Consider the following 26,025-nt stretch of genomic DNA (forward strand, 5'->3'; position numbering starts at 1 on the left):
AGGACCACCCGCGGATCGTTCACCGAACGAAACACGCAGGGGGCGACGGTCGCCGCCACGGCTCGGCGTAACGTCGGCCCTACCGCTGTGATCAGGAGGTTGAAACGGATGCTGGTACTTGGGCGTTCGCAGGTCGAGGCACTGCTCGACCTGGATTCGCTGATCGACGCCCTGGCGTCGGCGATGACGGACCTGAGCGCCGGCCGCGCTTCCTCGCCGGACCGCGTCGCCGCCCTGGTGCCGGAACGGGACGGATTCTTGGCAGCCATGCCGGGCTTTGTACCGTCGGCCGGGGTGCTCATGAGCAAGCTGGTCTCCGTCTTCCCGCACAACGGGGGCACCCCCGTGCCGACCCACCAGGCACTGATCGCCGTCTTCGATCCGCACACCGGAGAACCGGCAGCCCTGCTGGACGGCACGGCCATCACCGCGGCGCGGACCGCTGCCTGTTCGGCGCTCTCGGCACGCCTGCTGGCTCGCGAGGACGCCTCGGTGCTGGCGGTCCTGGGCACCGGAGCGCAGGCCCGGTCGCATGCCGAGGCGATGTGCCGGGTCCGCCCGATCCGGCACATCCGTGTGGCGGGCCGCGACCAGGCGAAGGCGGTCGCCCTGGCCGGCCTCCTGTCATCCACACTCGGCATCCCCACCGAGGCGAGCGCCACCTACGCCGAGGCCCTCGATGGTGCGGAGATCGCCGCCGCGACCACCCACTCCGTCGCCCCCGTGATCCGCCGCCCCTGGCTGACCCCGGGCGTGCACGTGACCTCGGTGGGATTCAACCCGGAGGGCCGCGAGATCGACGACGCCACGGTGGCCGAAGCACTGGTATGCGTCGAGTCACGGCAGGCGGCGCTGGCGCCCTTCCCCGCGGGCAGCAACGACCTGCTGATCCCTCTTCGCGAGGGCGTCATCACGGAAGCACAGGTGCACGCCGAGCTGGGTGAACTCCTCGCAGGCAGCAAACCGGGCCGCTCCTCACCGGACCAGATCACCCTCTACAAATCCGTCGGAGTGGCAGTGCAGGACGCGGCGGCCGCAGCCCTTGTCGTCGCCGCGGCCCGTAAACAGTCGGCAGGGACGGACATCCGGCTGGACTGACGGCTGGAGTGCCCCACACTCATCCGGCTGGAGTGACCCGCGCTGCCTGCCGGGCCACATCCGGTTGGAGTGACCCACGCTGCCTGCCCGGCCACATCCGGTTGGAGTGACTCGCGCTGCCTGCCCGGCTGGACGGCCGGTCCGGCGTGAGAATGATGCGCAGAAGCCACCCGGGAAGTGCAGACGCCGGATGGTGAGAAGCGAAGGAGTCGAGATGCCCCAAGAGCCCAGAAAATCAGCCGCGTCGGCCCTACTGCGTGACGGTGATGCGGACACCTTTCCTCACGGACGCATCATTTTCCTGAACGGCACATCGAGCTCCGGCAAGTCGAGTATTGCCAAGGAACTGCTTCTGGCCCTGGACGAGCCGTACTTCCATCTGCCCGTGGACGCCTTCCACGCCATGAGGTCAAGCAACGAGCTGTCCCCGGAAGAGCTGCCTGCCGTCCTCCATCGCACATGGAGGGGCTTCCATCGAGCGGTCGCCGGTATGGCTGCGGGCGGCAACAACGTGGTGGTGGACCATGTGCTGAGCGAGCCATGGCGTCTGCTGGACTGTCTTGAGCTGTTTCCCCCCCAGGGAAGTTGTCCTGGTCGGTGTGCGCTGTCCGCTCCAGGAACTGGAACGCCGAGAGATCCAGCGAGGCGACCGTCCGGTGGGCCTCGCGGCCCGCCAGTTGGATCAGGTCCACGCCCATGGTCTGTACGACATCGAGTGCGACACCGCCACGGCCGACGCGGAGAAATGTGCGCGGCAGATCAGGGATTTCCTGCCGCAGCGACCGCTCCCCACCGCCTTCGAGCAGCTGAGGGCGAAGCTCCGCCCTGAGCTGCCGGCCGCTGGTTGATCCGGAACCCGACGGCGGCGGCTGCGCTGCGGCGATCCGGACGAGGCGGGTGGCCTCCCCTGGCGCACGCGCCACTTCAGCGTCCGTACGTCCGGTGGCACAACCGCACAAGATCCGAACGGACGTGACCGGACGCCATCCGGCACACCACGCCGGCGTCCATGGTCGGCCGAGGCCGCGAGGTCCGCGGGAGCTGTCGCGGAGCCGGGACCGGAGCCGGGGCCGGGGGGCGCCGATGCCGGGGCACGGCTCGTACCGGCTCCGGACGTGGCCTCGGCGGCGCGGCGTGAGCGGGGTGGGGCAGGGTCCGTCCCACGAGCCGTTGCCGTCGGTTCCCCGGCACGGTATGCCGGGGAGCGGCATCTCCCTTGTGTATCTTCGAGGGCCGTTTCGCCTTCCGCCCCACGGACGCCACCTCCACCAACTGCTCATGCGACGATCCGCGCGTGGGCAGTAGCAACGGGGACGGCCGGGCCGGAGCGACCGTGCGTCCGCCCGGTGCGCGACCGGGACCGTGCAACGGTCCGCCGGCCGGAAGGGACACACAGCTGCTGGTGGCCAGGAGGACGGCCGCCGCTGCGGCGAGGCGAAGGAGTAGAGGGCGCACGTCCTCACGGTGTCGGAGGCCCGGGGGCTGTCCAAACGACGCGCCGAGCGGCCACGCGGACGAAGGACAAAACCGAACTCTCGTGGGGCCCCCGAGCTGACGGGGAAGAGGCGGTGGCGAGAAGCAGCGTTGCCCGTCACCTCAGGGGGCCGATCACATCGGGAGGGACCGCAGACGAACCGGCCCCACGGGCCACTGTGCCCCGTCGCGCAGGGGCACCCACATGGTCCGCAGCGGCATGACCACGGGCCCGTCCGGCTGGTCGACCTGGACGTCCTCCTGCAGCGTCCGCCAGCCGAGGCGTCGGTAGAGGGAGACGAGGTGCGGCCGGCAGAAGAGGAGTCCGTACTGCGGCCCCATCGTGCGGGCGTGTTCCAGAGCGGAGGTGACAACCAGCCGTGCCAGCCCGTGTCCCCGAAGGTCAGGAGCGACGACCACCCCGCCGAAGCCCACCACCTGTGTCTCGACCTGGCCGGCCGAAAGGGGAAGCCTCACCAGACCCGTGTGCGCCACGAGGCGGCCGTCCCATCGGATGCCGAAGTGCTCCTGTTTGGGCAGCCAGGCCAGCCCGGCCTCGGAAACGCCGAAGGGGTCATCGTCGTCCCCGACGATCTCCTTCAGTTCCGTAGTCGCATACCGCGCCAGCCGGACCACGGCGGGCGACACTGAAGTCGGTTTCGTTGTCATTCTCCGCATCATGCTGTCCGTGCCGGCCGCAGGCAACGCCGGCCCACGCACCGGCCGCCACCACCGCCAACCTCTCCCGCCATAAGGTGAGTTGTCACCGCTCACCCATGTACGGCCCGCACGGCCATCGGTCGATAGGGTGCGCGTATGACCGAGCACTGGAGCGCATCGGACCCAGGAGTCCTACGCTTTCCTTCAGGCGCCCTGGTGCGTGGCCGGGGCCTGCGCCACCCCCTTCCCGCAGGACTCACGCCCACCTTCGCGATCTATCTCCTCGGCAAGCAGCCTCCACCGGCCGAGTGGGACGCCCGGTGGCTGCGCTGGCCTGATTTCCGGCTGCCCAAGGACCGCCGCCAGGCTCGTCTCGTGTTCAAGGAGGCGCTGACCCGGGCACCGAACGAACGCGTCGAGGTGGCCTGCGGCGGCGGATGCGGGCGGACGGGAACAGCACTGGCATGTATGGCTGTTCTTGACGGGGTGCCGGCGGACCGAGCCGTCGCCTACGTCCGCCGCCACTACGACCACCGCGCCGTGGAAACCCCATGGCAACGACGCTTCGTACTGAGCTTCGCAGACGACGCGTAGCGGGAGCCCGCCGAGCCGGACGCGTCGCCACGGCCCCGCGGGGGCGGCAGCGACCATCGGCGACGGTCTTCCATGGCCCGAATCTCACAGGGGCTGGTCGACGACACGGTGACGCGGCCCCTGCACGCTCCCGAGTAGTTGATAGTGCTGCGGATCGTGCACATGAACGCCCCTCAGGTAGCCGGCATGTGGTGGTCCCAGCCGTCCTTGGGTGCCGTCCGTGATCGAGAAAGCATGTGTCGCGCCTCCCAGGGGTGGAGACCGATCATCCGACCTCAACCGAAGTTGAGGTCAAGTCGTGGGGTCGGCCTGCACAGCCGGCGGCGAGAGTTGAGCCGGCGGCCGCATGCACCACCGCCGGCGTCGTGCCACACAACGGCGATCGCGGGCAGGCTCGATGGCATCGTTTCTGATGACTTCCCGGGGCCCTGTGGACGCGGCTCAGCGGACCATGAAGCGGTCGAGCTCGCGTGCCTTCTGGCGCAGGGCGGCTGCCCATACCTCCTGATCGGGAGCCGGAGGTGCTGGTACCTGGACGTCCCTGAAGTCGTCGCCCGTGGTGCACTTGCCCGCCTTCCAGCCGACCTCGATGCCGGCCCTCTGCGCGAGGACCAGCACCGTGGCGACGAACCCTTCGGACAGGGCGATCATGACGCCATGGCCGGTATTGCGGTGTCGCGCCAGCAGTGCATCGACGAACGCTGTGAAATCGCTGGGGTCGATCTGACACTCGTCGGCATCCATCGGTCCGACGCCGGATGACAGAGCCAGTTCGGCTTCATAGAGAGCGACTTGGCGCAGGAACAGCCGAGAGACGCCGTTGGACGGGTTCCACAGGGTCTGGTCGCCCATGTCGTAGTACTGGCTCACCGGGACGCCTCTCTGCTGGTCATGGTGACAGCGTAATCAGGCGTTCCTGGCTGGTGCTGTGACCGTATGGTTCTCCGGGTTGCTGGTCGGGACACGGAGTGACGGGTTCGCGAGTGACGATTGCGGCAGGATGACGAGATGATCTCCAGCTCGCCCGTGCCAGCAGTCGTTCCCGCAGGCCGGATGGCCAACATGAACCAGCCGGTGTTCGGCCTTCCCGACGGTCTGGAGCTGCGTCCCTGGCGCCTCTCCGACGCCGACGTCTTGGTGACCGCCGGCCAGGATCCCGGGGTTCGCCAGTGGAACCGCCTGCTGGTCGAGACGCCGGAAGACGCACGCCGACGGATTGACCGCATGCACGAGCGGTGGCGAGCCGAGCTGAGCGCGATCTGGGCCATCGCGCGACCGGACGGCGAAGCCACTGCCCGCAGCGGTCGCCTCGTCCATCGAGTTCGCCTGCCCCGCCTCACCCGAACCAGCACCCCCGGAGTTCGAGGACTTCCTGGCCCAGGGCGTGCTGCGGGAACTGTCCGCCACGGACACCGACGACCCCCGAAGCCCGCCGAGGCGCCCCGGTGAACGCCCGGGTCATCGTGCGCGCCATGTCCTGGCACCCTGTCGACACCTGCGAGCTGGTGTTCGTCCGCCTCGGAGCCCTGGCAGTCCGAGAAGCGCTGCGCTGCGTGGCAGAGGACCGTGTACCGCAGCTGATCGATACAAGGGTCAGGCTGGTCTTGTGATCCCCGGCCGGAGCATGGCCGAACGGCAGCATTCGACGCTTCGCCCGGAGCGCATCTGACCAGGTCGGAGGTGTTTGGCGCTCAGAGCCCGAGATCCGGGCCGAAGACCTCGTAGTGCAGGCGCGAGGCCGGGACGCCGGACGCCAGGAGCTGGGCGCGGACATTCTTCATGAAGGGCACCGGCCCGCAGAGGTAAGCGGTGGTGCCGGCCGGAATGGTGATCTGTGTCAGATCCATCAGCCCGGTGCGCACGGTCACCGGGTCCGTCGTACCGCCTGCCTGCTGCTCCGCTCGCTCTTCCCCGTTCGGCAGCCCGTCCCCGAATCGGAGGCCCTCTTCGTACCAGAGGTCCGCTGTCGCGTCGGTGAGCTTGCCGGTGAGCCGGTGGAGATCCGTACGGAAGGGATGGGTGGCCGGTGACCGGTCGGCGTGGGCGGCGATGATACGGCGTCGGGAGCCGGTGGCCGCGAGGTGCGAGAGCATGCCGATCATCGGCGTACAACCGATGCCCGCGGAGGCGAAGAGCAGGGGCCCCTGGCCGTCGTCGTCACCGAGCACCACGTCACCGAATGGCGGGCTCAGGTGCAGGGTCTCGCCGCCGTGGACGTGCGCGTGCAGATACCCGGAGACCTCGCCCGCGGGGTCGTCGGACGGGGCGCCGGGCCGTCTGGCGCCCACCGCCCGCTTCACGGAGATCTGCAGCCCGTTGTCCGGCTGCCCGGACAAGCTGTACTGGCGTATCTGCCGTGCGCCGTCCGGGAGTTGCACCTGTACGGAGACATACTGGCCGGGGCGGGACGGAGGAACGGGCGCGCCATCGGCCGGCCGCAGGATGAAGGTCGCGACCTCGTCGGTCTCCTCGATGCGGGCGGCCACGCGGTAGGGACGCCACACCCCGCCGTCGGGGACGCCCGCCTCGGTCAAGAGCCGCTTCTCGACGGCGATCAGGGCATGGGCCATCAGCCAGTACACCTCGTCCCAGGCCCGTACCACCTCGTCGGTCACCCCATCGCCGAGCACCTCGGCGATGGCCGCGAAGAGGTGTTCCCGCACGATCGGGTACTGGTCCGGACGCACCCCGAGAGAGGCGTGTTTGTGTGCGATACGCGTGAGCATGGCATCCGGATGGTCGAGGAGACGGCGCGCGAACGCGGCGACGGCGCCGGCGAGAGCCTGCTGCTGAACGCCGTTGGCCTGGTTGCCGCGGTGGAAGAGGTGGCGCTGCCACTCGGGGTGGGCGGTGAAGAGCTTCTCGTAGAAGAGCGTCGTGATCTCGCCGAGGGCTTCGCTGACGGCGGGGAGGGTGGCGCGTACGGTCTCGGTGGACTTCGGCGACAGCATCGACAACTCCGGACTCTTGGGGGGAGGAGAGGGGGAGGGGAGGGGGGATGAAGCCTGTAAAACTTGCATATTGGATTCGTATTTTTATGCTGGGGTGGGGTGGGTGAGGTACGGGGCGTGGGGGTGAGGTGGGGTGGAGTGCGGCGACGTGCGTGTGCGGGGTGTGGCGGGGTGGGTCCGCCGTGCGGTGGGTGCGGGGCGACCGGGTGTCCTGGTCCGCGCCGACGTACTCAGTCCGTGGGGCGTGGGGTCAGGCTGAGCAGGAGCGGGCCGGTCGGGGTTTCGGTCAGGTCGGCGATCGAGAGCGGATCGAGCGAGGCGTAGAACGCTTCCTGTGCCGTCCGTAGTGCGAGGCGCAGGCGGCAGCCGCCGCGCAACGGGCACGGTGGGTCGTCCTCGCAGCCCACGACGTCATCGACCCCCTCCAGTTCGCGCACTAGCCGCCCCAGTGAGCCCGTACGTCCGGTGGCTGTCAGCGTCAGCCCTCCGCCTCGTCCGCGTCGTGCCTCCACCGCGCCGAGGTGCTGGAGCTTGCTCACCACCTTGGCGGCGTGGGTGTAGGGCACTTCGACGGCGCTCGCCACCTCGCGGGTGGTGGGCGCATCGTCCGTATCGCCGAGTACCGCGAGGCGCATGGCGATACGCAGGGCGATGTCGGTGCTCTTGGTGAGTCGCACCCCTGCAGTTTATAGGGCATCCAGTATGCCAATTTATCTTGGGGTCGGTCGGTGCGGGAAGAGCGCCGTGTCCCGGTCGGCGGGCGGAACCGACGTTCAGTGGTGGCCGGAGGCCTGCTGCTGGAGGTGGGCGGCGACATCGGCCACATCGTTGCCGATGGCCAGGACGCCGTTGATGGCGGCGTTGGGGGTCGAGGCGCCGTTCACTCCGGCGAAGAACACATCGAAGTGGCCCGGGCGCGTCTCCAGGTAGCCGGCCGCGGTCTCCGCGCCCACGGCCAGCCGGTCGTTGAGGGCGTCACCGCCGGCCGCGGTGCCGGTCTTGGCGAAGACCTTGCCGCGTGACGGGCAGCTGCGGCAGGAATCCGCCAGGGTCCCGTCGACGCCCAGGACCGGTAGCGAGGTGCGGAAGCGCCGTGCCTCGGCGGTGTGTTGCCAGAACGTCAGGATCTGGGCGAGGGCGCGTGGTGTGGTCCGGTCGGCCGGGTTGCCGCCGCGGCCGTCGGCGAGCTGCACGGCCTTGCGTTCCACCCGTGCACGGTCCAGGAATGTGGCCAGTACGGGGAAGCCGTCCTCGCAGTGGGTGCTTCCCGTGCCGGTGGCCATCAGGCAGATCCCGAGGTTCGCCCCGAGGTTGTGGCTCACCTTGAGGATGAGCTTGGCGTACTCGGCGTACACGGGCGAGGTGTACCGGGCCACCGTTGGCACGCCCTGGTAGGACTTGGGCACGTGCCCGGCCGGGTTGGGCCCGATCGCTTTTGCGCGGACCTCGACCCCGGCCCGTTTCAGTGCCTCGATCAGCGCGGTCCGGCCGAAGGCGTTCGGATCCTTGATGGCGGACACCCGGAGGACGGGAGCCGATCCGGCGGCGATGGTGCCGGACAGCCGGATCCGGGTGCCGTCGGTGGAGCTGCTCACGGTGATGTCGGCCGGTTTGCCCGCCGCGACGGTGCGGACGGAGGACGTGACGTGGTAGGGCGCGACCTTCGGGCGCCAGTCCAGGCCGGCCGGGGTGCCCGCTTCGGCACCGGGGGAGGTCAGCAGATCGATGACGTTGTCATTGATGATCAGTGGTGTGGGGGTCGGGGCGAGGGCGGGATCCGGCCGGAACAGGCGCGCGTCGATGGCCACGTCGCCGTCGACCCGGCGGATCCCCGAATGGCGTACCTGCCGGGCCAGTTGGTCGATGCCGGCCAGCGGATCCTGTGGGGTGAGGGTGGCCCCCGGGACAGCGTTGGCGTAAGTGTGGTCGACGGCGGTGAAGGCGACGGTACCGTTCTTGCGCGTCCGGCCGCCGAGGGTCAGGTCGCCCTGTGCGACCAAGTACAGATTGCCCTTGAGCGTCGTGTTGCGGCGCTGCCCGACGGCGTGGACCGGCGTGACGAAGCGGTGGTCGCCGCCCAGGGTGTGCCAGGTGCCGCTGACGCTGAAGAGTTTGGCCGTTGACCCGGGGATGAAGAACTGGTCGGCGTAGCGGGACTGCGTCAGCTTGCCGGTCTCCGGGTTCCGCTGGAACAGCCCCCACCGGGCATACCGGTAGTCCGGTTTCCGCATGATCGAAGTGATCCGCGGGTCGAGTGCGTGGGGCGTGGGGGAGGGGGAGGGGGAGGGGGAGGGGGAGGGGGCGACCTGGACGAGACCGGTGATGGCGATGCCGACGGCCAGCAGAACGCCCAGGGGTCTGGCGATGCTCCTGCGGGAGGTCCGAGGGGTGACGGAGGGGGGCATGCAGACTCCACCGATGGTGTTGATCTGTCGCGTTTCTACCGCTATATCCCCCTGAAGGTACTGCTCACCGTCACCAGGGGGACGCAGGCGTCGGCCAGGGTCCCCCGGACGCTCCAGCACACCGGCCCGTCAGACCCTTCAAGCCCGTCAGACCCTTCAAGCCCGTCAGATCCGTCAGGCCCGTCAGGCCCGTCACAGGCGAGGAGAGCCGCTGCCGCTCCGCACAGCGCTCCAGGACGGCCACCCGGCGGAAGCCGGCGGAGGCGCCGCGGGGGCCCGGCCCATCGGGGGTGGTCCTGGTGCCACCCCGGAAACGGGCACCAGTGTGATCGAAACCGGGCCCCTGCCCCGCGAAGATCCCTTTCATGGCAGCGCACCCTGCGCGCCGACGGGAGGATCGATGTCCGCGTTCAGAAAACCCTGGTGGCCGGTGGCCGGCCTGTCCGGAACGGTGGCCGCCGCGCTGATATCGGCGGTGCTGCCCACCGCGCCACCGGCCCGGGCGGCGGACCGGCCGGGGCCGCCGGTACCGGCGCGCTACGCCCACCAGCGGCTGCACTGGCAGCCGTGCGTGGCGAAACCCTCAGTGGCGAAACCCGCACTGGAGTGCGCGAGCATGACCGTGCCGCGTGACTGGCACCGTCCGGGAACCGGGGCCGACCTCACCGTCGAGGTGTCCCGGCACCGTGCGGCCGGCCCCGCCCGGCGGCGAGGGGTGCTGATGATGGCGGCGGGCGGGCCCGGGGCTTCGGGACTTGCCCGGCCCGCGGACTTCGTCGCGCGCTCGCCCGCGGTGGGGGCCGCGTACGACGTGGTCGGCTTCGACCAGCGCGGCGTCGGCCGCAGCACGCCCGCGCAATGCCAGACCGACGCCGAGTTCCGGGACTTCTATGCCCACGACTTCCGCGATCGCTCGCCCGCGGCCCTCCGCGGTGTCCTGGCCCGGTCGCGGCAGCTCGTCGCCGGCTGCCTGCGGCACAGCGGCGATCTGGTCCCCTGGCTGACCACCGGCCAAGCCGTGCGCGACATGGACCTGTTCCGCGCCCTGCTGGGCGTGCGCAAGATCTCCTATTACGGCCCCTCGTACGCCACCTGGCTCGGTGCCTACTACGCGACGGAATTCCCGCAGCGTATCGAGCGCGCGGTACTGGACAGCAACGAGGACTTCAGCGGCACGTGGCAGAACGCCCAAGGCGGCCTGCCGAAGAGCTTCCAGCGACGCTTCGAGCAGGACTTCCTGCCCTGGATCACACGCTATGACACGATCTACCACTACGGACGCACGGCGGCCGACGCCAAGGCGAGATGGGAGGCGCGCCGTCGCGCACTCCGCGAGCGTCCCCTCACCGTCGGCACGCTGACGATCGGGCCCAACCAGCTCGACAACGCCACGATTCAGAGCATGTACAACGCGCGGCAGTTCCCGCGGCTGGCGGCCGCGCTCGGGGCCCTCGACCACTGGCCGTCCACCACCCCGGCCGAGCGCGCACGGGTCGCCAAGCTCTTCACGAGCTATCTGTCCCCGGGATTCGCCGCCGTGTACTTTTCGGTGCTCTGCAACGACACCCCATGGCGTCGTGACCTGGGCTACTGGCTCGACCGCAGCGCCAAGGACACCGCCGCTCACCCGCTCGTCGGAGCGCGCGAGCTGGCCTACGCGGCGACCTGCGCGGCCTGGCCGGTCTCCGACGCGCCACGGGTCCGGGTCACCGGCCGGGGCCTGCCCACCACGCTGATGCTCAACTCGGTTCACGACCCTGCCACTTACTACGAGGGCGCCCGCGCGGCACACCGTGCGCTGCGCGGTTCACGGCTGGTCACGGTGACGGGCGGCGGCGATCATGGTCAGTACCAGAACGGCAATGCGTGCGTGGACGGCATCGTGAACGCCTATCTCCTCGACGGAGCCGCTCCGGACCATGACGTGGCCTGCGCGGCGGGCCCGCTGCCCGTGCCGTCGGAACGCCGCGGATAAGGGCGAACGGGCGGGATCGGCAGGGCCGGTGGGGCCGGTGGGGCTGGTGGGGCTGGTGGGGGCCGCGAGGCAATCGGCAGGATCGGTGGGGTCGGTGGGGTCGGTGTGGGCCGGTATGGACCGGTGGAGGCCGGCCCGCAGTGGCTCCCGTCTCACGCCCGGCGGACGAGGAGTTCGGTGTTGCGGTCCGCCGCGGTGCCCGCCATTTTCTCGTGGACGCCGTCGGTAAGGCCCGCGGCGAGGCCGGGAGCGTTGTAGGACAGCTCGCGGTAGAGCGAGGCGAGGCCGACCGCTGAAAGGTCGTCGAAGTCCGTGTGGTGCGGGGCGGCGGATTCGATGAGGGTGGTGAACAGGGACAGCGTCCCGTCGTGGTTGTCCACGAGTTCGATGAGCCGTGCGTGCTGTGGATAGTCCACATGCGAGGCGGTGTTGACCTCCCAGAAGGAGCGGGCGGCCGTCGGATGGGCATGCGGCGTGATGTGGTTGATGTGGCTGTGACCGTTGATCCATGCCACCACGTTCGGGAACCGGCTCAGCAAGGCGATGACCTCTTCGCCGTCGTGCCGCTTCTCCTCCGAGCGGGCGGCGTCGGGGCGCCGGGTCATGCTCGGGCTGTGGTGATGGCTGAACACCAGGACGTGCGCGTCATCGGCACCGGTGTTGCGCACCAGCCGTCCGTCCGCGTCGTAATGGCGGGAACTGTGAGCGGCCAAGGTCTGCTCCAGCCACCGCAGTTGCTCGGTGCCCAGCGACCCTTCGAAGTGGCCGCTGCGGTAGGTGGTGTCGATGCTGATGCCGATGACACCCTCGGCGATGGTGAAGGAGTAGTACATCCGGTCACCGTCGAGGTGGTTGTCGGTGTAGCCGTGCCCGACCGGCCCCGCTCCGGCGAAGGCCGGGTTCAGATGTGCCCGCAGGTAGTCGTGGGGTGTGAACATCCGGCGGCGCTCGTCGGCGGTCACGGTGCGTGCACCGGCGGCGTTATGGCGGAGGATGTCCTTGAGCACGGTGCTCTTGGGGTCGTCGCCGCTGTCCATCACCTTGCGGAAGGCGGCCACATCGGCATCCGGTACGGAGAACAGCTTGCGCGCCCCGGTGACGTAGTCCGTCAGCACGGGGTCCTGCGGGGCCAGACAGCCACCCGGCAGATCGTCGTGGTTGCCGGGTGTCGAGTACCAGGGAAGCCGCAGGCCGGGACTGACGACCGGGCGCATCGCGGCTTCGAGATAGCCGGGTATCGACGGCAGGCCGCGTCTCTTGTCCTGGTCGCGCAGGCTGTTGTCCGGGTGCCAGTACAGCGAGAGGCCGGAATTCTGTACGCCCTCGTACGACGCCGGGTCGCCGGTGTTGGGTGTGATGCGGCCACCGCTCATGAGGGTCAGGAACCACTCCAGCTCCACCATGGAGTGGTTGTCGATGTTGTCACCCGTGGACATGACGAAGGCCGGCGGCCGACCGGTGTGCGGTCCACTGCGGACCGCGTTGGCCTGCTCCACCAGCGACACCGCACCGGCCACCGACAGTGCCTCCTGCGACCGCCACGATCCCGGCGATCCGGCGCGCAGGTACTCGGTACGCAAGGGGCTCTGGACGTCGGCCACATGAAGGTCGGTGAACTGGACGAAGCACGCCAGGGGGGTCCGCCGGTCCTGGCGCCCGGCCGCGGCGGAGGCGAGCTCACCCCGGACGACCAGGGGCCATCCGGGACCTGAGGTGATCCGGCGGTAGCCGCCGCTGCCGACCAGGCGGGCCGTGGTGTCGAGGGTGGTGGTCCCGAACGGGGCCGCGCGTCGCCCACCGGGGCGGGCCGGCGACGTACGGGTGAGGGGCTGTGCGTGTGCGGTGCCCGGGGCCCCGCTGCTGCTGTGCCGGCTCGGCAGTGCCCATGCGGCACCGGCTCCGGCGACGGCGGCACCGGAGCTGAGGAGGAAGTGACGACGGTTGGTGGGGATGTGGGTTTCAATACCGGCCATGAGGCCCTCCGTGCCGTGGCCGGTGGTGTGCCTGACCACAGCGGTGTCACCAAGCGGAATGTCTCATTCCAGATCCTGGGCGGTGTGCGTGACCAGAACTTGAACGGGCCCGGAACTGGGCACACCCATTGCCCATCGGTAGGGTCCGCCCCCTCTGTGGCGCCCCGGTAGCGTCCCGGTGGTGCCCCGATGACGCGCGGTGGGCCGGTGCGACCGGTGTGCTGCCCCGGCCCTTCCTTCTCTCCGTCCGCTGTTGTCTCCGGGCGGTCCGGTAGTGGAGAGGTCTGTCACGAGCCCGAGCCCGAGCCCGAGCCCGAGCCCGAGCCCGAGGCTGAGGCTGAGACGCTTCGACGGGTCGGACGACGTCATGTCGTATCCACCTGCTGTAGTGAGATCCGCAGTCCGCAGTCCGCAGTCCGCAGTCCGCAGTCCGCAGTCCGCAGTCCGCGCCCGCAGTCCGCTGGCGGCGATGCGGCGCACGGGAACGGGGCCCCCGACTCGTGAGGGCCCCCTCTCCCCATAGCAGGAGAGGCCGTGCCCATTAGCGTCGCCGTGGTCCGGATCAGGTCCTACGGCGCTCGCTGGGGTGCCCCGCCTCGCCATGACATCGGCGCTCTCGTGCTGGACGTCCGTTTTCGGACGGGGGACCCTCTCACACCGCGGTCACCGTGCCGCCCGCGCCAACGACCGGCTCAGGGAAGTCGAAGGACTCCAGGCCGGCCTCGATGCCGAGACGGCCACGCTCCGCAGCCGCAAGCTCCCGCTGACTTCACTCGGCCCGAGTCGAGGTTGCCCGGGCCCTGCCATGGTCGGGGCTGTCCGCCGCGCTGATCCGTCCGGACGGCTATATCGCCCGCGCCTGGACCGCCGCCGACGTCGAGGATGTGGCCGCGGTGCTCCGCTCCTGGACGACACCTTCGCAGGCCCCGGCCCCGGCCCCGGCCCTGAGTCCCGAGCCCTGAGCGCTGGCCCTGAGCCCTGAGCGCTGACGGGCAGACGCGGTGTGGTGGTGCCGCCGTCGACGGCGGCCGGGCCGCCGGGCCGCCGGGTGGCCGGGCCGAAAACGGCCGCAGAGGTATGGCCCCGCCGGGCACTCGTCGGTAGTTTGTCGGTGCCCCGCCGGCGGTGCGCCTGCCGCGGGGCTGCCCGACGGGCACCCCCGACGGGCGCCCCCGACGAAGCAGGCGGATGACGTGCAGCCTCTCTTAGGCTCGGCATGCGGTGCCGTGGCGCTGTGCCTCGCTCTCGCCCTCACGGGCAGCGGTGCCCCCGGCGCGGCCGCTGCCCCTGTCGGGCCGGACGCTTCCGCTGCCGGCGCGTCGGCCGGGCGCACACCCGCTGCGGCGTCGGCCGGGCGCACACCCGCCGCGGCGTCAGTCGAGCACACACCCGCCGCCACCTGGACGGCACCGCTGTCCACCAGAGGCCGCTATATCGTCGACGCCGAGGGCAAGCGGTTCCGGCTGAAGTCGGGCAACTGGGACGGCGCGCAGGGCTCGTGGAACGGTTCGGGCGACATCAACGACGACGCCGCACACCACAGCGGTCAGAACTCCCACGGCATACCGCTCGGCCTCGACCGCGTGGGTATCGCCTCGCTGCTGCACGACTTCCGCGCCCTGGGCCTCAACAGCATCCGGCTGCCGTTCTCCAACGAGATGATCCACTCCGACGCCCCGGTGCCGGATGCCGCGGTCGCCGCCAACCCGCAGCTACGCGGCAGAACACCGCTGCAGATCTTTGACGCCGTGGTCGCGGCACTGACCGCGGACGGCTTCGCCGTCATCCTCAACAACCACACGAACACCACCCGATGGTGCTGCGGCCTCGACGGCAACGAGCGCTGGAACAGCCACCAGAGCACTCGTCAATGGGCCGACGACTGGGTCTTCCTGGCCCGCCGCTACCAGGACAACAGCCGTGTCGTGGGAGCTGACCTCTACAACGAAGTGCGCCGTGACATCTGGGACGATCCCAACTGGGGCCTGGGCGACCAACACGACTGGCAGGCGGCCGCTCAGGAAGCGGCAGACCGGATCCAGACCGAGGCCAACCCCCGGCTTCTCCTCATTATCGAAGGCATCAACTGGACCGGGCTGCCGGTGGACGGTCTGCCGCACGGCCGCCCCACCCTCACCCCGGTCCGTACGCTCTCGCACACCCTCGTCCGCTCCGGGAAACTCGTCTACTCGGCCCACTTCTACGGCTACACCGGCCCGCACCACAGCGGCGCCACCGGCGTGGGGGAGACCAGCGACCCCCGCTATCAGGACCTGACCCGCGACCAGCTGCGCGCCGTACTGCACGATCAGGCGTTCTTCGTCTCCGCCGAGTCCGGACAGCATTTCACCGCACCCTTGTGGATCAGTGAATTCGGCATCGGTTCGGACGAGTCGGGCACCGCGGCCCGCGCCTGGTTCGCCAACCTGACGGATGTCCTCGCCGCCAACGACACGGATTTCGCCTACTGGCCGCTCGTCGGCTGGAGCACCGACGCCCAGGGTCGCCCTGCCGGGGACAGCTGGGCCATGCTGCGTTACGACGGCGCCGGGCGCCGCAGCGGAATCCTGGACGGCAACGACTGGCGTACAACGGCGTGGAACCGGCTGCTGACGGCACCACAACGGACCGGCCCTGTGCCACCGATCCCGGCCTGGCACCAACTCGCCCTCGACCACCGTGATGTCATCCAGTCCCTGAGCACCCGAGCCCTGGGCGACTGGGACGGCGGAGCCCGCAAAGCAGCCTGCCCCGACGGAGAACGGCTGATCGGCATCAGCCACACCCAAGGCCGCGGCCTGTGCACCGACGCCCCCGCGGCCCGGGATCTGCGCGCCCCCGGCAGCACACCCGAGGTCGTACGCGACGAGCGGTACGTCCCTGCCGGTGGTGACTGGGCACCCGGCTACCGCAAACTGCAGTGCCCCACCGATCACTTCCTCACCGGATACAGCCTGCGCGGGGAGACGGTCTCCGCCGCACTGTGCATGCCCGCCCGCACCTCCCTGGGCACAGCAGGGCAAGCCCTCTGGTTCGACCGCGGTGACCACCGCCCGCCCGGTGACCCCGGCGGCGACTTCGCCTACGGCCACTACAAAGGCCAGTGCCCCTCCGACTCCTATGCGGCAGGTATCGCCCACACCAGCCGCCCCGGACACCGGGGCAGCCCCGATGCCCTGCTCTGCCGGCCCCTTTCCTGACCGCAGCAGGGGCACATCGTCTCGACGGCCGTGGTGGGTCCGTCGGCCTTCCGGACAAGGGCGGCCTGAAGACTGTCAGGAAGACATCCGCTGTGCGGCCATGGTCAGAGTTCCTCTCATCAGGACCATCCGACCTCAGTCCTCTTCCTCCGCTCCGTCCGTGTCTCGGGGGAACCTCGAACAGCTGGCTGTGATCAGCGCGGTCATGCCCAGCAGGTGTCCTTGACTGCGGCCCACTCGCGCTCGCGCCGCGCCTCCGGATCCACTGTCAAGATGGCCCTGACGGAACTGGCCAGCTCATCGCCGGCCGGTGAGCTGGTGACGAAGTCCCCCGCTGGACGCCACCGGTCCCGCTCCCACCGCTGCTACCAGCCGTCTCCCCCCGGCCGTCAGCTGCCCCTGGGTGGGCGGGACGTCCTGACCACCGGTCACACGAGGCAGGTTGGACCACACCGTTCACTCTGGCCAATCTGGCAACGGCGTTCCCGTGACCAGCGGATCTTCCGCATCCCCCGGGTGCGTGGTGAGCAAATTGAGCCGTATCGCAGCCTGTCTTGATCACAATCTCGGCTGATCATTGATCCTTGAGGCCATCTGGCTGCGCGTGTAGCGTCTCCCCGGTCGACTGATGAACATCATTTTCGGGCCGCAAGATGGTCGACATTCGGACTGTTCACAGCGTTTATCGGCACCGACTATCAGCCGTGGTCGCCGGCATGACTTCCATGCCGGTGATCTCTTCTCTCCTGCCGGTCGGCTACCGAGCATGACCAATGACGAGTGTATCCAGCCAATTTCTCCGCACTCGCTTCTGAATATTTCGGTTTGTCTCACATCAGAGAAGGGACGCACGGTGCACGCACCTCACGGGGGACACTTTCCGCTGCTCCCAGCACAGTTAAGAACCTGGAATGCACAGATCGGCGACCTCACCGACCCCGTCTTCTTCATCTGTGACTACTTGGAAATCCGCGGCCGTGTGGACCCCGATCTCCTGCGTGCCGCGCATCTGCAGGTCGAGCGCGAAGCCGACGCGCTGCGTCTGGAGATCATCACGGTGGAAGGCGAGCACCGCCAATTCGTGCACCCGGACCCTACTCCCTTGCAATGGGTCGACCTGAGTGCACGGAGCGATCCGGCTGCGGCGGCTGCGGCGTGGATGGCGGAGGACGTCCACCGGCCGGTGGATCCGCTGAGGCTGTGCGGTGCTGCCGTTATCAAAACGGCGGACGACCGTTTCCTGCTGTACTGGAAGGTCCACCACGCCGTCGTCGACGGCTGGAGCCTCGCGCTGATCTTCAACCGCATGGCGGCCGTCTACAGCGCCCTGTCGGAGGGGCGGAGTGACGAGAAGGGGATGCTCCAGCCCTTCGAGCGGCTGCGGGAGAACGAGGCCGCGTATCGGCAGGGGAAACGTTTCCTCGCAGATCAAGCACACTGGCACAGCAAACTGGCGGACCGCCCGGAGCCCGTCGGGCCGTCCCGTCGCCGGGCCCAAGTCGCCGCAAGCCGGCGGCTTCGGCACGAGCTGGCGCCCGACCGGGTCGCCCGCCTGGGGGAGGTGGCGGACGGCCTGGGCGTGACCTGGTCCGATCTGGCCATCAGTGTGATGGCCGCGTACGTGGGCAGCACGGTCCAGGCGCCCGAAGTGCTCCTCGGGCTTCCGACAGCCGGCCGGCTGAGTCCGCAGGTGCGCAACGCCGTCGGCATGGCGACGAACATCATGCCGCTGCGGGTCCCCTTTGACGACGGATCCTCCCTCGCCGGTCACGCACAACGCGTCTCGCGCGAAGTGCGTGAACTTCTGTTGCACTCGCGCTATCCCACCGCCGAATTGTCGCGGGAGATCACCGAACGGGGCGGCAGCGGACGGCTGTGGGCCGCAATGGTCAACGTCATGCTGTTCGACCACCGGCTGGACTTCGCGGGAGTCCCGGCGATCCAGCACACGGTTTCGATCCCCCTCACCGTCGACATGACGCTGTACCTGATCCAGATCGCGTCCGACGGGACCATGGAACTCATCCTCGACACCCACCCCGACCTCTACAGCGTGCCGGAGACCGAGGCGCATCTGGCGGGGCTGCTGTCCATGTTCGACGCGATCGAAAAGGCCGGTCCGCACACGCCGCTCCACGCGCTGTGCCCCGGGCCCGAGCGGTCCCGTGCGTCGACGGGCTGACCACGCCCCGACCCGAGCAGAGCCGAACGGCGAACCAGGCCTGGCCAGATCCGGACCGGGCCAGGTCGAGGGCGGTGTGCCACGAACACACCCTGCCCGCACGTGCCTTCAGCTCTGCACACCTTGCGTCGTGATCGGAAAGGAGGCAGGAGCGTGGACACGTCCGCAGGCGAGACGGTAGTCCCCCGTTCATCCCGGCAGCAGGAGGCCGTTGATCTCAAAGCAACGCTGAAACACCTGCGCACCCAGCCCCGGGGCTGGGTGTTCTCTCTCAAACTGACCCTGTGCGCCGTCCTCACCGGGGCGGGTGTCGCAGTGGCGCTGCAGCCGGTGCTCTGGTGCCGGATCGTCGGAGTGGCCCTGACCGGCGCCATGTTCGCGCACGCCGCGGAGCTCCAACACGAGACGCTGCACAATCTGGCCTATCGCAGCCGACGGGCGAATACCGTCGCCGGCATCGTCCTCGGGCTGCCGATGCTCATCTCCTTCGCCGCCTACCGGGCCACCCACATGCGCCACCACCGCGATCTGGGAACCCCGATGAACCGTGAGTTCTTCGACTACGGCGACCAGTACGGCGCCAAAGGGGACCGGTCGCGACTGGCCATCGGTCTCGACTGGGCCGTTCGTTTCTCCATGGCCCACCACTACGTGTTCTTCGTCGCGAATCTCGGCCGCTCGCTGCTGGGCCGGGATTTCCCCGATGAGAACGCCCTGGTATCCCGCAGGATCCGGCGGGACCATTTTCTTGCGGCGGCCGGCATTGCCGGATTGGGCGCACTGACCTGGTGGACGGGGTATGCCGTCATCGTCTGGGTGTGGCTGCTGCCGCTTCTGCTCGTCGCCGCTCCGGTGCACGCGGTCATCGAACTGCCCGAGCACTACCGGTGCGAGACCCTCAATCGGGACCCGTTCGCCAATACACGGACGATACGTTCCAACCGGATCGCCATGTGGTTCACCAACGGCAACAACTACCACGTCGAGCACCACTTGATGCCGAATCTTCCGATCGAGCGACTGCCCGCTCTCCACACCGAAGTCCGAGACCGGATCCGCTATTTCCACAGCGGATATCTCGACTTTTTCGTGAAGCTGCTCCGCAAGTGATCTCAAAGGGGTGAAGGTCGTGGATGTTACTTATCGAATAGCCCGGACCGAGGCCGAGCGAGCCGATGTGATCCTGCTGCGCGACGCCGTCTACGTGCAGGACCAGGGCCGGCTCGCCGACACGGCCGACACGGCAGCCACCTTCGACCGCTTCGACGGGACGGCCGAATACATCGTCGGCTACCTCGACGGCGCGCCGGTGGGCACCGTCAAGGTCGTTCCGGACTCACCGTCGGGGCTGCCCTGCGACGACACCGTCGACCTTTCCCTGCTGCGGCCGGGAAACCGACTGGTGGAGTTCGGCCACCTGATGACCCTGCCGAAGCTTCGGCACCAGGAGATCGGCATGGCGCTCATGCGCCAGGCGCTGGTCCACAGCGTCCGTACGCACGGGGCGACGCACATCATCGGCGACTTCTTCGTCGACGACTCGGGCGGCCTGCGCAGCTTCTACCAGGACATCGGCTTCGTGGCGCTCGGCAAGCCGTACGCGGACGAACGCTTCCAGGGCGCGCCGCTCAGCCTGGTGGCGACCCTGGACGTGTCCGGAGCCGCACAGGCGGCGCGCGATGACGTACACCGCGGCAATCGGCTGCTGCAGTACTTCTTCGGCGACTACGACACCTACACGTCCGCCGATCCGAAGGAGGCCGTATATGCGCACTCGACGCCAGCGGCTGGCTGAACTGAAGGCGGCACACAACCACCCCACCTACGCCAAGATGGCGTTCGTCATGGGCTGCAAGGTCCAGGACAGGGGGGAGGGCAGCCGCGTCAGCGACGACGAGGGACGGTCGTTCCTCGCGATGTTCGACCAGTACGGCAACCAGTCCTTCGGCTACTCCCATCCGCGGATCGTCGCGGCCGTACGGGAACAGCTCGACACCGGGGTGCTCAACAGCACCAAGATCATGTTCGAGGAGGTGCAGATACGGCTCTCCGAGCGGCTCGCGCAGCTCACCGGGCAGCGTCTGCCGTACTCGTACCTGGCCAACGGCGGCGGGGAGACGATCGACAACGCGCTGAAACTGGCCCGCGCCGCGACCGGCCGCCCCGGTGTCATCAGCGCCCGCGGCTGCTTCCACGGCAAGACCTTCGCCACCCTCAGTGCCTCCGACCGCCCCGAACACCGCGCGCATCTCGCCCCGTTCATGGAGCACTTCCGGCAGGTGACCTTCGGTGACACGGCCGAGCTCGCCGCCGCGCTGGACGACTCGGTCGGCGCGGTTCTGCTGGAACCCGTACAGGCGGAGGCCGGGGTGATCGTGCCGCCGCCCGACTACCTGCGGGAGGTGCGCAGGCTGTGCACCGAGGCAGGGGCCCTCCTCATCCTCGACGAGATGCAGACGGCCTTCGGACGGTGCGGGACCTTCTTCGCTCACGAGCAGTTCGGCATCGTCCCCGACCTGGTGTGCGTGGGCAAGGCGTTCGGTGGCGGTGTGCTGCCCGTCTCGGCGGTGCTGGGCACCGAGGAGGTGTGGGGAGTGCTGCGGGAACTGCCCTCGACATTCGGGTCGAGTCTGGGCGGCAACCCGCTGTCGTGCCGGGTCGGTCTGGAGAGTGTCGCCATCGCCTCGGACCCCCTTTTCCTCGACGGAGTGCGGGAAAGGGCGCGGACGATCGGGCAGCGGCTGGCCGCGGCTGCGGGGCGGCACCCCGGCGTGGTCGCCGCGCACCGCGGTGTGGGCATGATGCACGGCCTGGAATTCCACGACCAGGCCCTGGCCGGTCTCGTCCTGGGACGGCTGCTGGAAGAGGGCATCACGTCCACGTATTCGCTGTACAACCCGAGGGTGCTGCGGGTCCAACCCCCCATGGTCATCACCGTGGACGAGCTCGACCACTGCCTGTCGGTCCTCGACACCCTCCTGGCGGAGGCCGACGCGCATCTACGTGCTGCCGACGAGGGACGTGCCGACGGCTCCGGCACCGAACTGTCCCCGCTCACCCGCACCGTGTCGCTGCCGCACCCGGTCCACGAGGTGCTGGAAATCCTGCACGCCCGGCCCCGCATCCTGGATCCCTTCGCCACGGCCGACACCGGGCCGAAGGGGTACGACGCGGAGTTCGCCGGACGGCTCGGTGCGGACACCGTGGTCTGGGCCGACCGTACGGAGACCACCGCCCAGGGTGTCCGGCTGAGCGCCGAGGCCGGGTGGCTGTGGCGCACCCTCTGCCGCGAGGCGACGGTCACGCCCGCCGCCGACGGCGGCAGCCTCCTGCACCTGTGCATCACCTGGGACACCGACAGCGGCTCGTACGAGGAACTGCTCGGCGGCCGCATCGGCTTCCTGGCCGGCCGGGCGCTGACCGAGTGCGTCGCGGCGCTGCGGTCCGCGCTCGGATCCGTGCGGGAGACCGTGTGAGCCGCGCGCAGCCCCCTGCGGGCAGCCCTGCGAACGCCCCGAACGACGAGACGGCAACAGCGGCAACAGCGGCAACAGCGGTAACGAAAGGCGAACCCGAAGTGAGCATGACCCTGCACGACCTCACGAACCGGTACGGCGGCCACACGGACGCCCGCGTGGTGGAGATCGACGTCTCGGGCAGTCGCCGGGAGATGACGCACAGCGATCTGCACGCCCTGGCCTCCGACCGCGCCGGGCAGTTGACCGCCGCGGGCGTGCGGCGGGGGCACCTCATCGGGATCAAGGCGGGCAACAGCCTCGACTGGCTGGCCTGGGACCTCGCGGCACTGGCCACCGGCGCCCTGCTCAAGGCGTTCCCGGACTCCATGGAGGTGGCCGACCCCGCGGAGTTCGTCGCCCGGCACGACCTGGCACTGCTGATCGCGGACGACTCCGTACCGCTCACGGCACCCACCGTGATCCGGCCCGACGGCGTCCCCGGGGAGAACGTGGTGCCGCCGAGTGCCGAGGTGTACGACCGCGAGGACGTGCACAGCCTGGTCTACTCCTCGGGCACATCGGGCCGGCTCAAGGGGCTTCAGATCAGCGGAAGCGGCACCGACTATGTCATCAACCGCTTCATCGACAGCTTCCGTCTGACCGCCGCCGACCGGCACCTGATCTTCCTGCCGCTCTCCAACTACCAGCAGCGGCTGTCCGTCTACTGCTGCCTGTGGCTCGGGGCGGATCTGGTGCTCGCCCCCTACCAGCGCGTTTTCCAGGCCCTGCGCAAGGAACAGCCGACCTTCCTGATAGGCCCACCCGTCTTCTACGACACCGCGCTGCAGCTCTGTGCCTCAAGCGGCGCGGACATCACCCTGGGCGACTTCCTCGGTGGGCGCATACGCTTCCTGATCACGGGGATGGCGCCGATCCGGCGTGAAACCCTCGAAGGGTACTGGGAACAGGATGTCCGACTCCTTGAGGCCTACGGGCTGACAGAGACCGGCATGGTCGCCTGGAACACCCAGGACGCCTACCGCCTCGGCTCCGTCGGCAAGCTGATCGACCCGGACGCGGTGACCTTCCTGGACGACGGGGAGGTGGTCATCAACCGCCCGGCGCCGCTGAGCCGGGGCTACTTCGAGACCGACGACGGCTCGACGCCCGAAGACTGCTTCCGTCCCGACGGCTCCATCCTGACCGGTGATTACGGGCGGCTGGACGAGGACGGGTACCTCACCCTGATCGGCCGCAAGAAGGACGTCATCGTGCTCGGCAGCGGGCGCAAGGTGCACCCCGCCGAGATCGAGAGTGCGTTCGTCGCCGTCGAGGGCCTCAGCGAGATCATCGTGGTGCCGACTGCGCAATCGGCCAGGCTCGGCGCGATCATCACCCCGACCGACTCCAGGGACGCCGCCCTGCGCACGCAGCTCCGCAAGCGCGTCGAGGAGGTCAACGGGTCGCTCCCGGCCCACCAGCGCGTGATGTCGGTGGTCTTCTCCGAGCGGCCGCTGCGCTCCGACCCCGCCTTCCTGACCGGCAATCTCAAGCTGAGCAGGGCCCGTGCGGCGGAGCACTTCACCGCCATGCTCTCCGCCGCGCCGGCAGCGGACCCCGCAGTGGACGAGGGGGCCCGGTGAGCGAGTCGGCCGGCCCTATAACGGCCGGAAGAACTGCCGGCAACGGTACGGGGGCCGGGAGTTCCGACCGGCCGCTCGTCGTCGACGCGCAGGTACAGCTCGGCAGCGAACTGGCCATCCCGCGCGCCTTCTTGGAGTACCAGGCAGCCAACGCCCATCACCGGCTGGCCTCCTACGGCCACCGGGTGCGACCCTCGCGCACCCTGGAGCACGTACTCGCCCTCCACCAGGACGACGAGGCCGACAAGCTGGTCGCCGAGATGGACGAGGCGGGTGTCGACCAGGCGTTCCTGGTCGTCCCCGACTTCTCCCAGGTGGCGCGGTGCCGCCTGTCCCGTCCCGAACTCGCGGCCTGGCACGACCGGGTCGCCCGTCGCCACCCGGGCCGCTTCCACGTCTTCTGGGGCGTCGACCCGAGAGCCGGCCAGGACGGCATCGACCTCTTCGAACAGTGCGTGACGGAGTACGGCTTCGCCGGGCTGAAGCTGTATCCGCTGTGCGGCTACTCGCCCAGCGACGCGCGGTTGGACCCGTACTTCGAGAGGTGCGCGCACTACGGACTGCCCGTCCTCACCCACACGGGTCCCGGCTGGGGGCCCTTGGACTTCTCCTACGGCAGTCCGCTCCTGCTGGACCGCGCGGCCCGCGACTTCCCCCAGGTCGACTTCATCCTGGGGCACGGCGGGGTCACCCACGTCGACGAGGCGACCTATCTGTGCGCCCACCGGCCCAACGTGCACCTGGACATCAGCCAGTTCCACTCGGTCCTGGCCGCGGACGGCTGGCAGGCGCACCTGAACCGGCTCCTCCGCACGGGGATCAGCCACAAGATCCTCTTCGGTACCTGCTGGCCCTCCTACCGGCTGTCGGAGTCGCTCAGCGGCCTGGTCGGTGCCTTCGCCCAGGGTTCCCCCGCCGTCGCCGGTCTGCGGGAGCCCGACCGGCGACTGCTGATGAGCGGCAACAGCCTGCGCCTGATCGGCCGCAGGAAGTCCACGGGAACCGCTCCCGGGGAGCCGCACCGCACACCACCACACGATGCCGAAACGACGCACAGGAGTGGCCTGATATGAAGCAGGACAGCGCGGAACTGGAAAAGTCCCTGATCGCATGGGTGGAGGACTGGAACGCCGGGGAGACGCAGACCGTCGTCGACGCGGACACCAACCTCAGCCACACCGGTCTGCTCGACTCCATGGCGGTCGTCGGCCTGATCGCTCACCTGGAGGAACAGATCGACACCACCTTCGACTTCGCCACCTTCGACCACAGTGACGGCGTCACCGTCCGGGGCATCGTCCAGCACTGCATCGGATGACCACCATCTACGACGGCCACTGCCATGTGGCCTCCACGCGCTTCATCCCCCCGGCGTTCGTCGAGGACGTCGCGGGCAACGTCCACAGCAAGCTCTCCGCGAGGGGCGCGTCCCCGTCGGTCGCCCGCATCGCCCGCGGCTACGCCGACCAGCACCAGGACCACCTGGCCGACGGGCTGGTCGCCGAGATGGACGCCGCCGGGATCGCACGGGCGGTGCTGCTGGTACCGGACTTCAGCCTGCGCATGCCCGGAAGCGTGCCGCCCTCCGAGGCGGCCCGGCTCCACCACGAGATCCGGCAGCGCCACCCGGATCGCTTCTGGGTCTACATCGGGGTCGATCCGCGGCGCGGCCCCGAAGGGGTGCGAGCCTTCGGGCAGATGGTGGACGAGTACGCCCTGGACGGGGTGAAGCTGTATCCGCCCTGCGGCTATTCGCCTTCCGACCCGGATCTCTACCCGTACTACGAGATCTGCGCGGCCCTGTCGCTGCCCGTGTTCGTACACACCGGACCCACGGCCGCGAGCCTGGACTACGAGCCCGCGGACCCGATCAGGATCGACCGGGCGGCCCGCGACTTCCCGCAGGTCGACTTCGTCCTGGGGCACGCAGGGCTGACCCACGTGGACACCGGTGGCTACCTCGCGGCATACCGGCCCAACGTGTACCTGGACATCGGCGGGTTCGCCAGCACCCCGACCCTTCGGGACTGGCCGGAGCATCTCAACCAGCTCTTCCGGGCGGGTATCAACCACAAGATCATCTTTGGGACGGACTGGCCGCTGGGCCGCATGGGCGGCGGGCTGAAACGCCTGACCGACGAAATCCTGCACGGGCCGACCGTCTTCTCCGGGGTCTCCCGCACCGACCGACGACTCATCCTGTGCGACAACCTGCTGCGCGTCCTGGCGCCCGGCAGCCGCCCCGCTCCGCACCCGGCGGCCGCACCGCGAAACGGGGCCGCCGACGTCGCTGGCTGACGACACGACGGACCTGGACACCCCGCCCGCCGCAACCTGGAACAGACCGGCCGCCTACCTGGAACAGAGACCTGGAACGGACCGGCCGCGGGATCCGCCGGACGAACGAGTGAGG

Annotated in this window: 20 protein-coding genes and 2 pseudogenes; 15 read left to right on the top strand and 7 right to left on the bottom strand. The window is 69.4% G+C overall.

Annotation, left to right across the window (positions count from 1 at the left end; translation table 11 throughout):
• Positions 1 to 108: 108 nt before the first annotated feature.
• On the top strand, positions 109 to 1,098 hold the full coding sequence (locus tag ACF088_RS08995; protein ID WP_392374726.1) for an ornithine cyclodeaminase family protein: 990 nt from the start codon (positions 109 to 111) through the stop codon (positions 1,096 to 1,098).
• A gap of 214 nt (positions 1,099 to 1,312) precedes the next feature.
• A pseudogene (locus ACF088_RS09000) lies at positions 1,313 to 1,946 on the top strand (chloramphenicol phosphotransferase CPT family protein).
• 760 nt (positions 1,947 to 2,706) lie between these two features.
• Here ACF088_RS09000 and ACF088_RS09005 read toward each other — a convergent pair.
• The gene (locus tag ACF088_RS09005; protein ID WP_392374727.1) at positions 2,707 to 3,240 is read right to left on the bottom strand and encodes a GNAT family N-acetyltransferase; all 534 of its coding nucleotides are present in this window, start codon (positions 3,238 to 3,240) and stop codon (positions 2,707 to 2,709) included.
• A 147-nt stretch (positions 3,241 to 3,387) separates the two neighbouring features.
• Here ACF088_RS09005 and ACF088_RS09010 point away from each other — a divergent pair, with 147 nt between their 5' ends.
• Positions 3,388 to 3,825 carry a protein-tyrosine phosphatase family protein gene (locus tag ACF088_RS09010; RefSeq protein WP_392374728.1) on the top strand — a complete coding sequence of 146 codons (438 nt, stop codon included), beginning with the start codon at positions 3,388 to 3,390 and terminating at the stop codon, positions 3,823 to 3,825.
• Between the two features lie 441 nt (positions 3,826 to 4,266).
• On the opposite strand, the gene ACF088_RS09015 is transcribed toward ACF088_RS09010, so the two are convergent.
• The gene (locus tag ACF088_RS09015; protein ID WP_392374729.1) at positions 4,267 to 4,695 is read right to left on the bottom strand and encodes a DUF6086 family protein; all 429 of its coding nucleotides are present in this window, start codon (positions 4,693 to 4,695) and stop codon (positions 4,267 to 4,269) included.
• A 192-nt stretch (positions 4,696 to 4,887) separates the two neighbouring features.
• Between ACF088_RS09015 and ACF088_RS09020 the strand changes: the two are divergent.
• Positions 4,888 to 5,049: pseudogene (locus ACF088_RS09020) on the top strand (GNAT family N-acetyltransferase); the annotation flags it as partial.
• A 112-nt stretch (positions 5,050 to 5,161) separates the two neighbouring features.
• Here ACF088_RS09020 and ACF088_RS09025 read toward each other — a convergent pair.
• Entirely contained in the window at positions 5,162 to 5,299 is a 138-nt protein-coding gene (locus ACF088_RS09025; RefSeq protein WP_392375026.1) for a hypothetical protein, read from the bottom strand.
• On the opposite strand from ACF088_RS09025, the gene ACF088_RS09030 reads away from it, so the two are divergent.
• Positions 5,298 to 5,435: a hypothetical protein gene (locus ACF088_RS09030; RefSeq protein ID WP_392374730.1), complete on the top strand. Its 138-nt coding sequence runs from the start codon at positions 5,298 to 5,300 to the stop codon at positions 5,433 to 5,435. The two genes, ACF088_RS09025 and ACF088_RS09030, sit on opposite strands and share 2 nt — an antisense overlap.
• A gap of 81 nt (positions 5,436 to 5,516) precedes the next feature.
• Here the strand turns inward: ACF088_RS09030 and ACF088_RS09035 are convergent, their stop codons facing one another.
• The 3 genes from ACF088_RS09035 to dacB form a co-directional block, all read right to left on the bottom strand.
• Entirely contained in the window at positions 5,517 to 6,776 is a 1,260-nt protein-coding gene (locus ACF088_RS09035) for a globin domain-containing protein (RefSeq protein WP_392374731.1), read from the bottom strand.
• 230 nt (positions 6,777 to 7,006) lie between these two features.
• The gene (locus tag ACF088_RS09040; RefSeq protein ID WP_392374732.1) at positions 7,007 to 7,453 is read right to left on the bottom strand and encodes an RrF2 family transcriptional regulator; all 447 of its coding nucleotides are present in this window, start codon (positions 7,451 to 7,453) and stop codon (positions 7,007 to 7,009) included.
• Positions 7,454 to 7,549: 96 nt separating this feature from the next.
• Positions 7,550 to 9,181: a D-alanyl-D-alanine carboxypeptidase/D-alanyl-D-alanine-endopeptidase gene (dacB, locus tag ACF088_RS09045; protein WP_392374733.1), complete on the bottom strand. Its 1,632-nt coding sequence runs from the start codon at positions 9,179 to 9,181 to the stop codon at positions 7,550 to 7,552.
• A 400-nt stretch (positions 9,182 to 9,581) separates the two neighbouring features.
• Between dacB and ACF088_RS09050 the strand changes: the two genes are divergently transcribed.
• Complete coding sequence (locus ACF088_RS09050; RefSeq protein WP_392374734.1) at positions 9,582 to 11,156, top strand: alpha/beta hydrolase; 1,575 nt, start codon at positions 9,582 to 9,584, stop codon at positions 11,154 to 11,156.
• Positions 11,157 to 11,308: 152 nt separating this feature from the next.
• Here ACF088_RS09050 and ACF088_RS09055 read toward each other — a convergent pair whose 3' ends face one another.
• Positions 11,309 to 13,129, bottom strand: a complete 1,821-nt coding sequence (locus ACF088_RS09055) for a TIGR03767 family metallophosphoesterase (protein ID WP_392374735.1) — start codon at positions 13,127 to 13,129, stop codon at positions 11,309 to 11,311.
• Positions 13,130 to 14,322: 1,193 nt separating this feature from the next.
• On the opposite strand from ACF088_RS09055, the gene ACF088_RS09060 reads away from it, so the two are divergent.
• The 9 genes from ACF088_RS09060 (at position 14,323) to ACF088_RS09100 (ending at position 25,910) form a co-directional block, all read left to right on the top strand.
• The gene (locus tag ACF088_RS09060) at positions 14,323 to 16,329 is read left to right on the top strand and encodes a glycoside hydrolase family 5 protein (RefSeq protein ID WP_392374736.1); all 2,007 of its coding nucleotides are present in this window, start codon (positions 14,323 to 14,325) and stop codon (positions 16,327 to 16,329) included.
• A gap of 766 nt (positions 16,330 to 17,095) precedes the next feature.
• Entirely contained in the window at positions 17,096 to 18,511 is a 1,416-nt protein-coding gene (locus ACF088_RS09065; protein ID WP_392374737.1) for a condensation domain-containing protein, read from the top strand.
• Positions 18,512 to 18,664: 153 nt separating this feature from the next.
• The gene (locus tag ACF088_RS09070; protein WP_392374738.1) at positions 18,665 to 19,621 is read left to right on the top strand and encodes a fatty acid desaturase family protein; all 957 of its coding nucleotides are present in this window, start codon (positions 18,665 to 18,667) and stop codon (positions 19,619 to 19,621) included.
• Positions 19,622 to 19,640: 19 nt separating this feature from the next.
• Positions 19,641 to 20,306 carry a GNAT family N-acetyltransferase gene (locus ACF088_RS09075; RefSeq protein WP_392374739.1) on the top strand — a complete coding sequence of 222 codons (666 nt, stop codon included), beginning with the start codon at positions 19,641 to 19,643 and terminating at the stop codon, positions 20,304 to 20,306.
• Positions 20,278 to 21,987: an aspartate aminotransferase family protein gene (locus ACF088_RS09080; protein ID WP_392374740.1), complete on the top strand. Its 1,710-nt coding sequence runs from the start codon at positions 20,278 to 20,280 to the stop codon at positions 21,985 to 21,987. Before ACF088_RS09075 ends, ACF088_RS09080 begins: the two co-directional genes overlap by 29 nt.
• A gap of 107 nt (positions 21,988 to 22,094) precedes the next feature.
• A complete protein-coding gene (locus ACF088_RS09085; RefSeq protein WP_392375006.1) occupies positions 22,095 to 23,612 on the top strand; it encodes an AMP-binding protein in 1,518 nt (505 codons plus the stop codon).
• Positions 23,609 to 24,685 carry an amidohydrolase family protein gene (locus tag ACF088_RS09090; RefSeq protein WP_392374741.1) on the top strand — a complete coding sequence of 359 codons (1,077 nt, stop codon included), beginning with the start codon at positions 23,609 to 23,611 and terminating at the stop codon, positions 24,683 to 24,685. The genes ACF088_RS09085 and ACF088_RS09090 overlap by 4 nt, the downstream gene beginning before the upstream one ends.
• Positions 24,682 to 24,930 carry a phosphopantetheine-binding protein gene (locus ACF088_RS09095; RefSeq protein ID WP_392374742.1) on the top strand — a complete coding sequence of 83 codons (249 nt, stop codon included), beginning with the start codon at positions 24,682 to 24,684 and terminating at the stop codon, positions 24,928 to 24,930. The genes ACF088_RS09090 and ACF088_RS09095 overlap by 4 nt, the downstream gene beginning before the upstream one ends.
• The gene (locus tag ACF088_RS09100) at positions 24,927 to 25,910 is read left to right on the top strand and encodes an amidohydrolase family protein (RefSeq protein ID WP_392374743.1); all 984 of its coding nucleotides are present in this window, start codon (positions 24,927 to 24,929) and stop codon (positions 25,908 to 25,910) included. Before ACF088_RS09095 ends, ACF088_RS09100 begins: the two co-directional genes overlap by 4 nt.
• The last annotated feature ends 115 nt before the right edge of the window (positions 25,911 to 26,025 follow it).

The sequence above is a fragment of the Streptomyces sp. NPDC015125 genome (genome assembly GCF_043080045.1).
GTDB lineage: Bacteria > Actinomycetota > Actinomycetes > Streptomycetales > Streptomycetaceae > Streptomyces.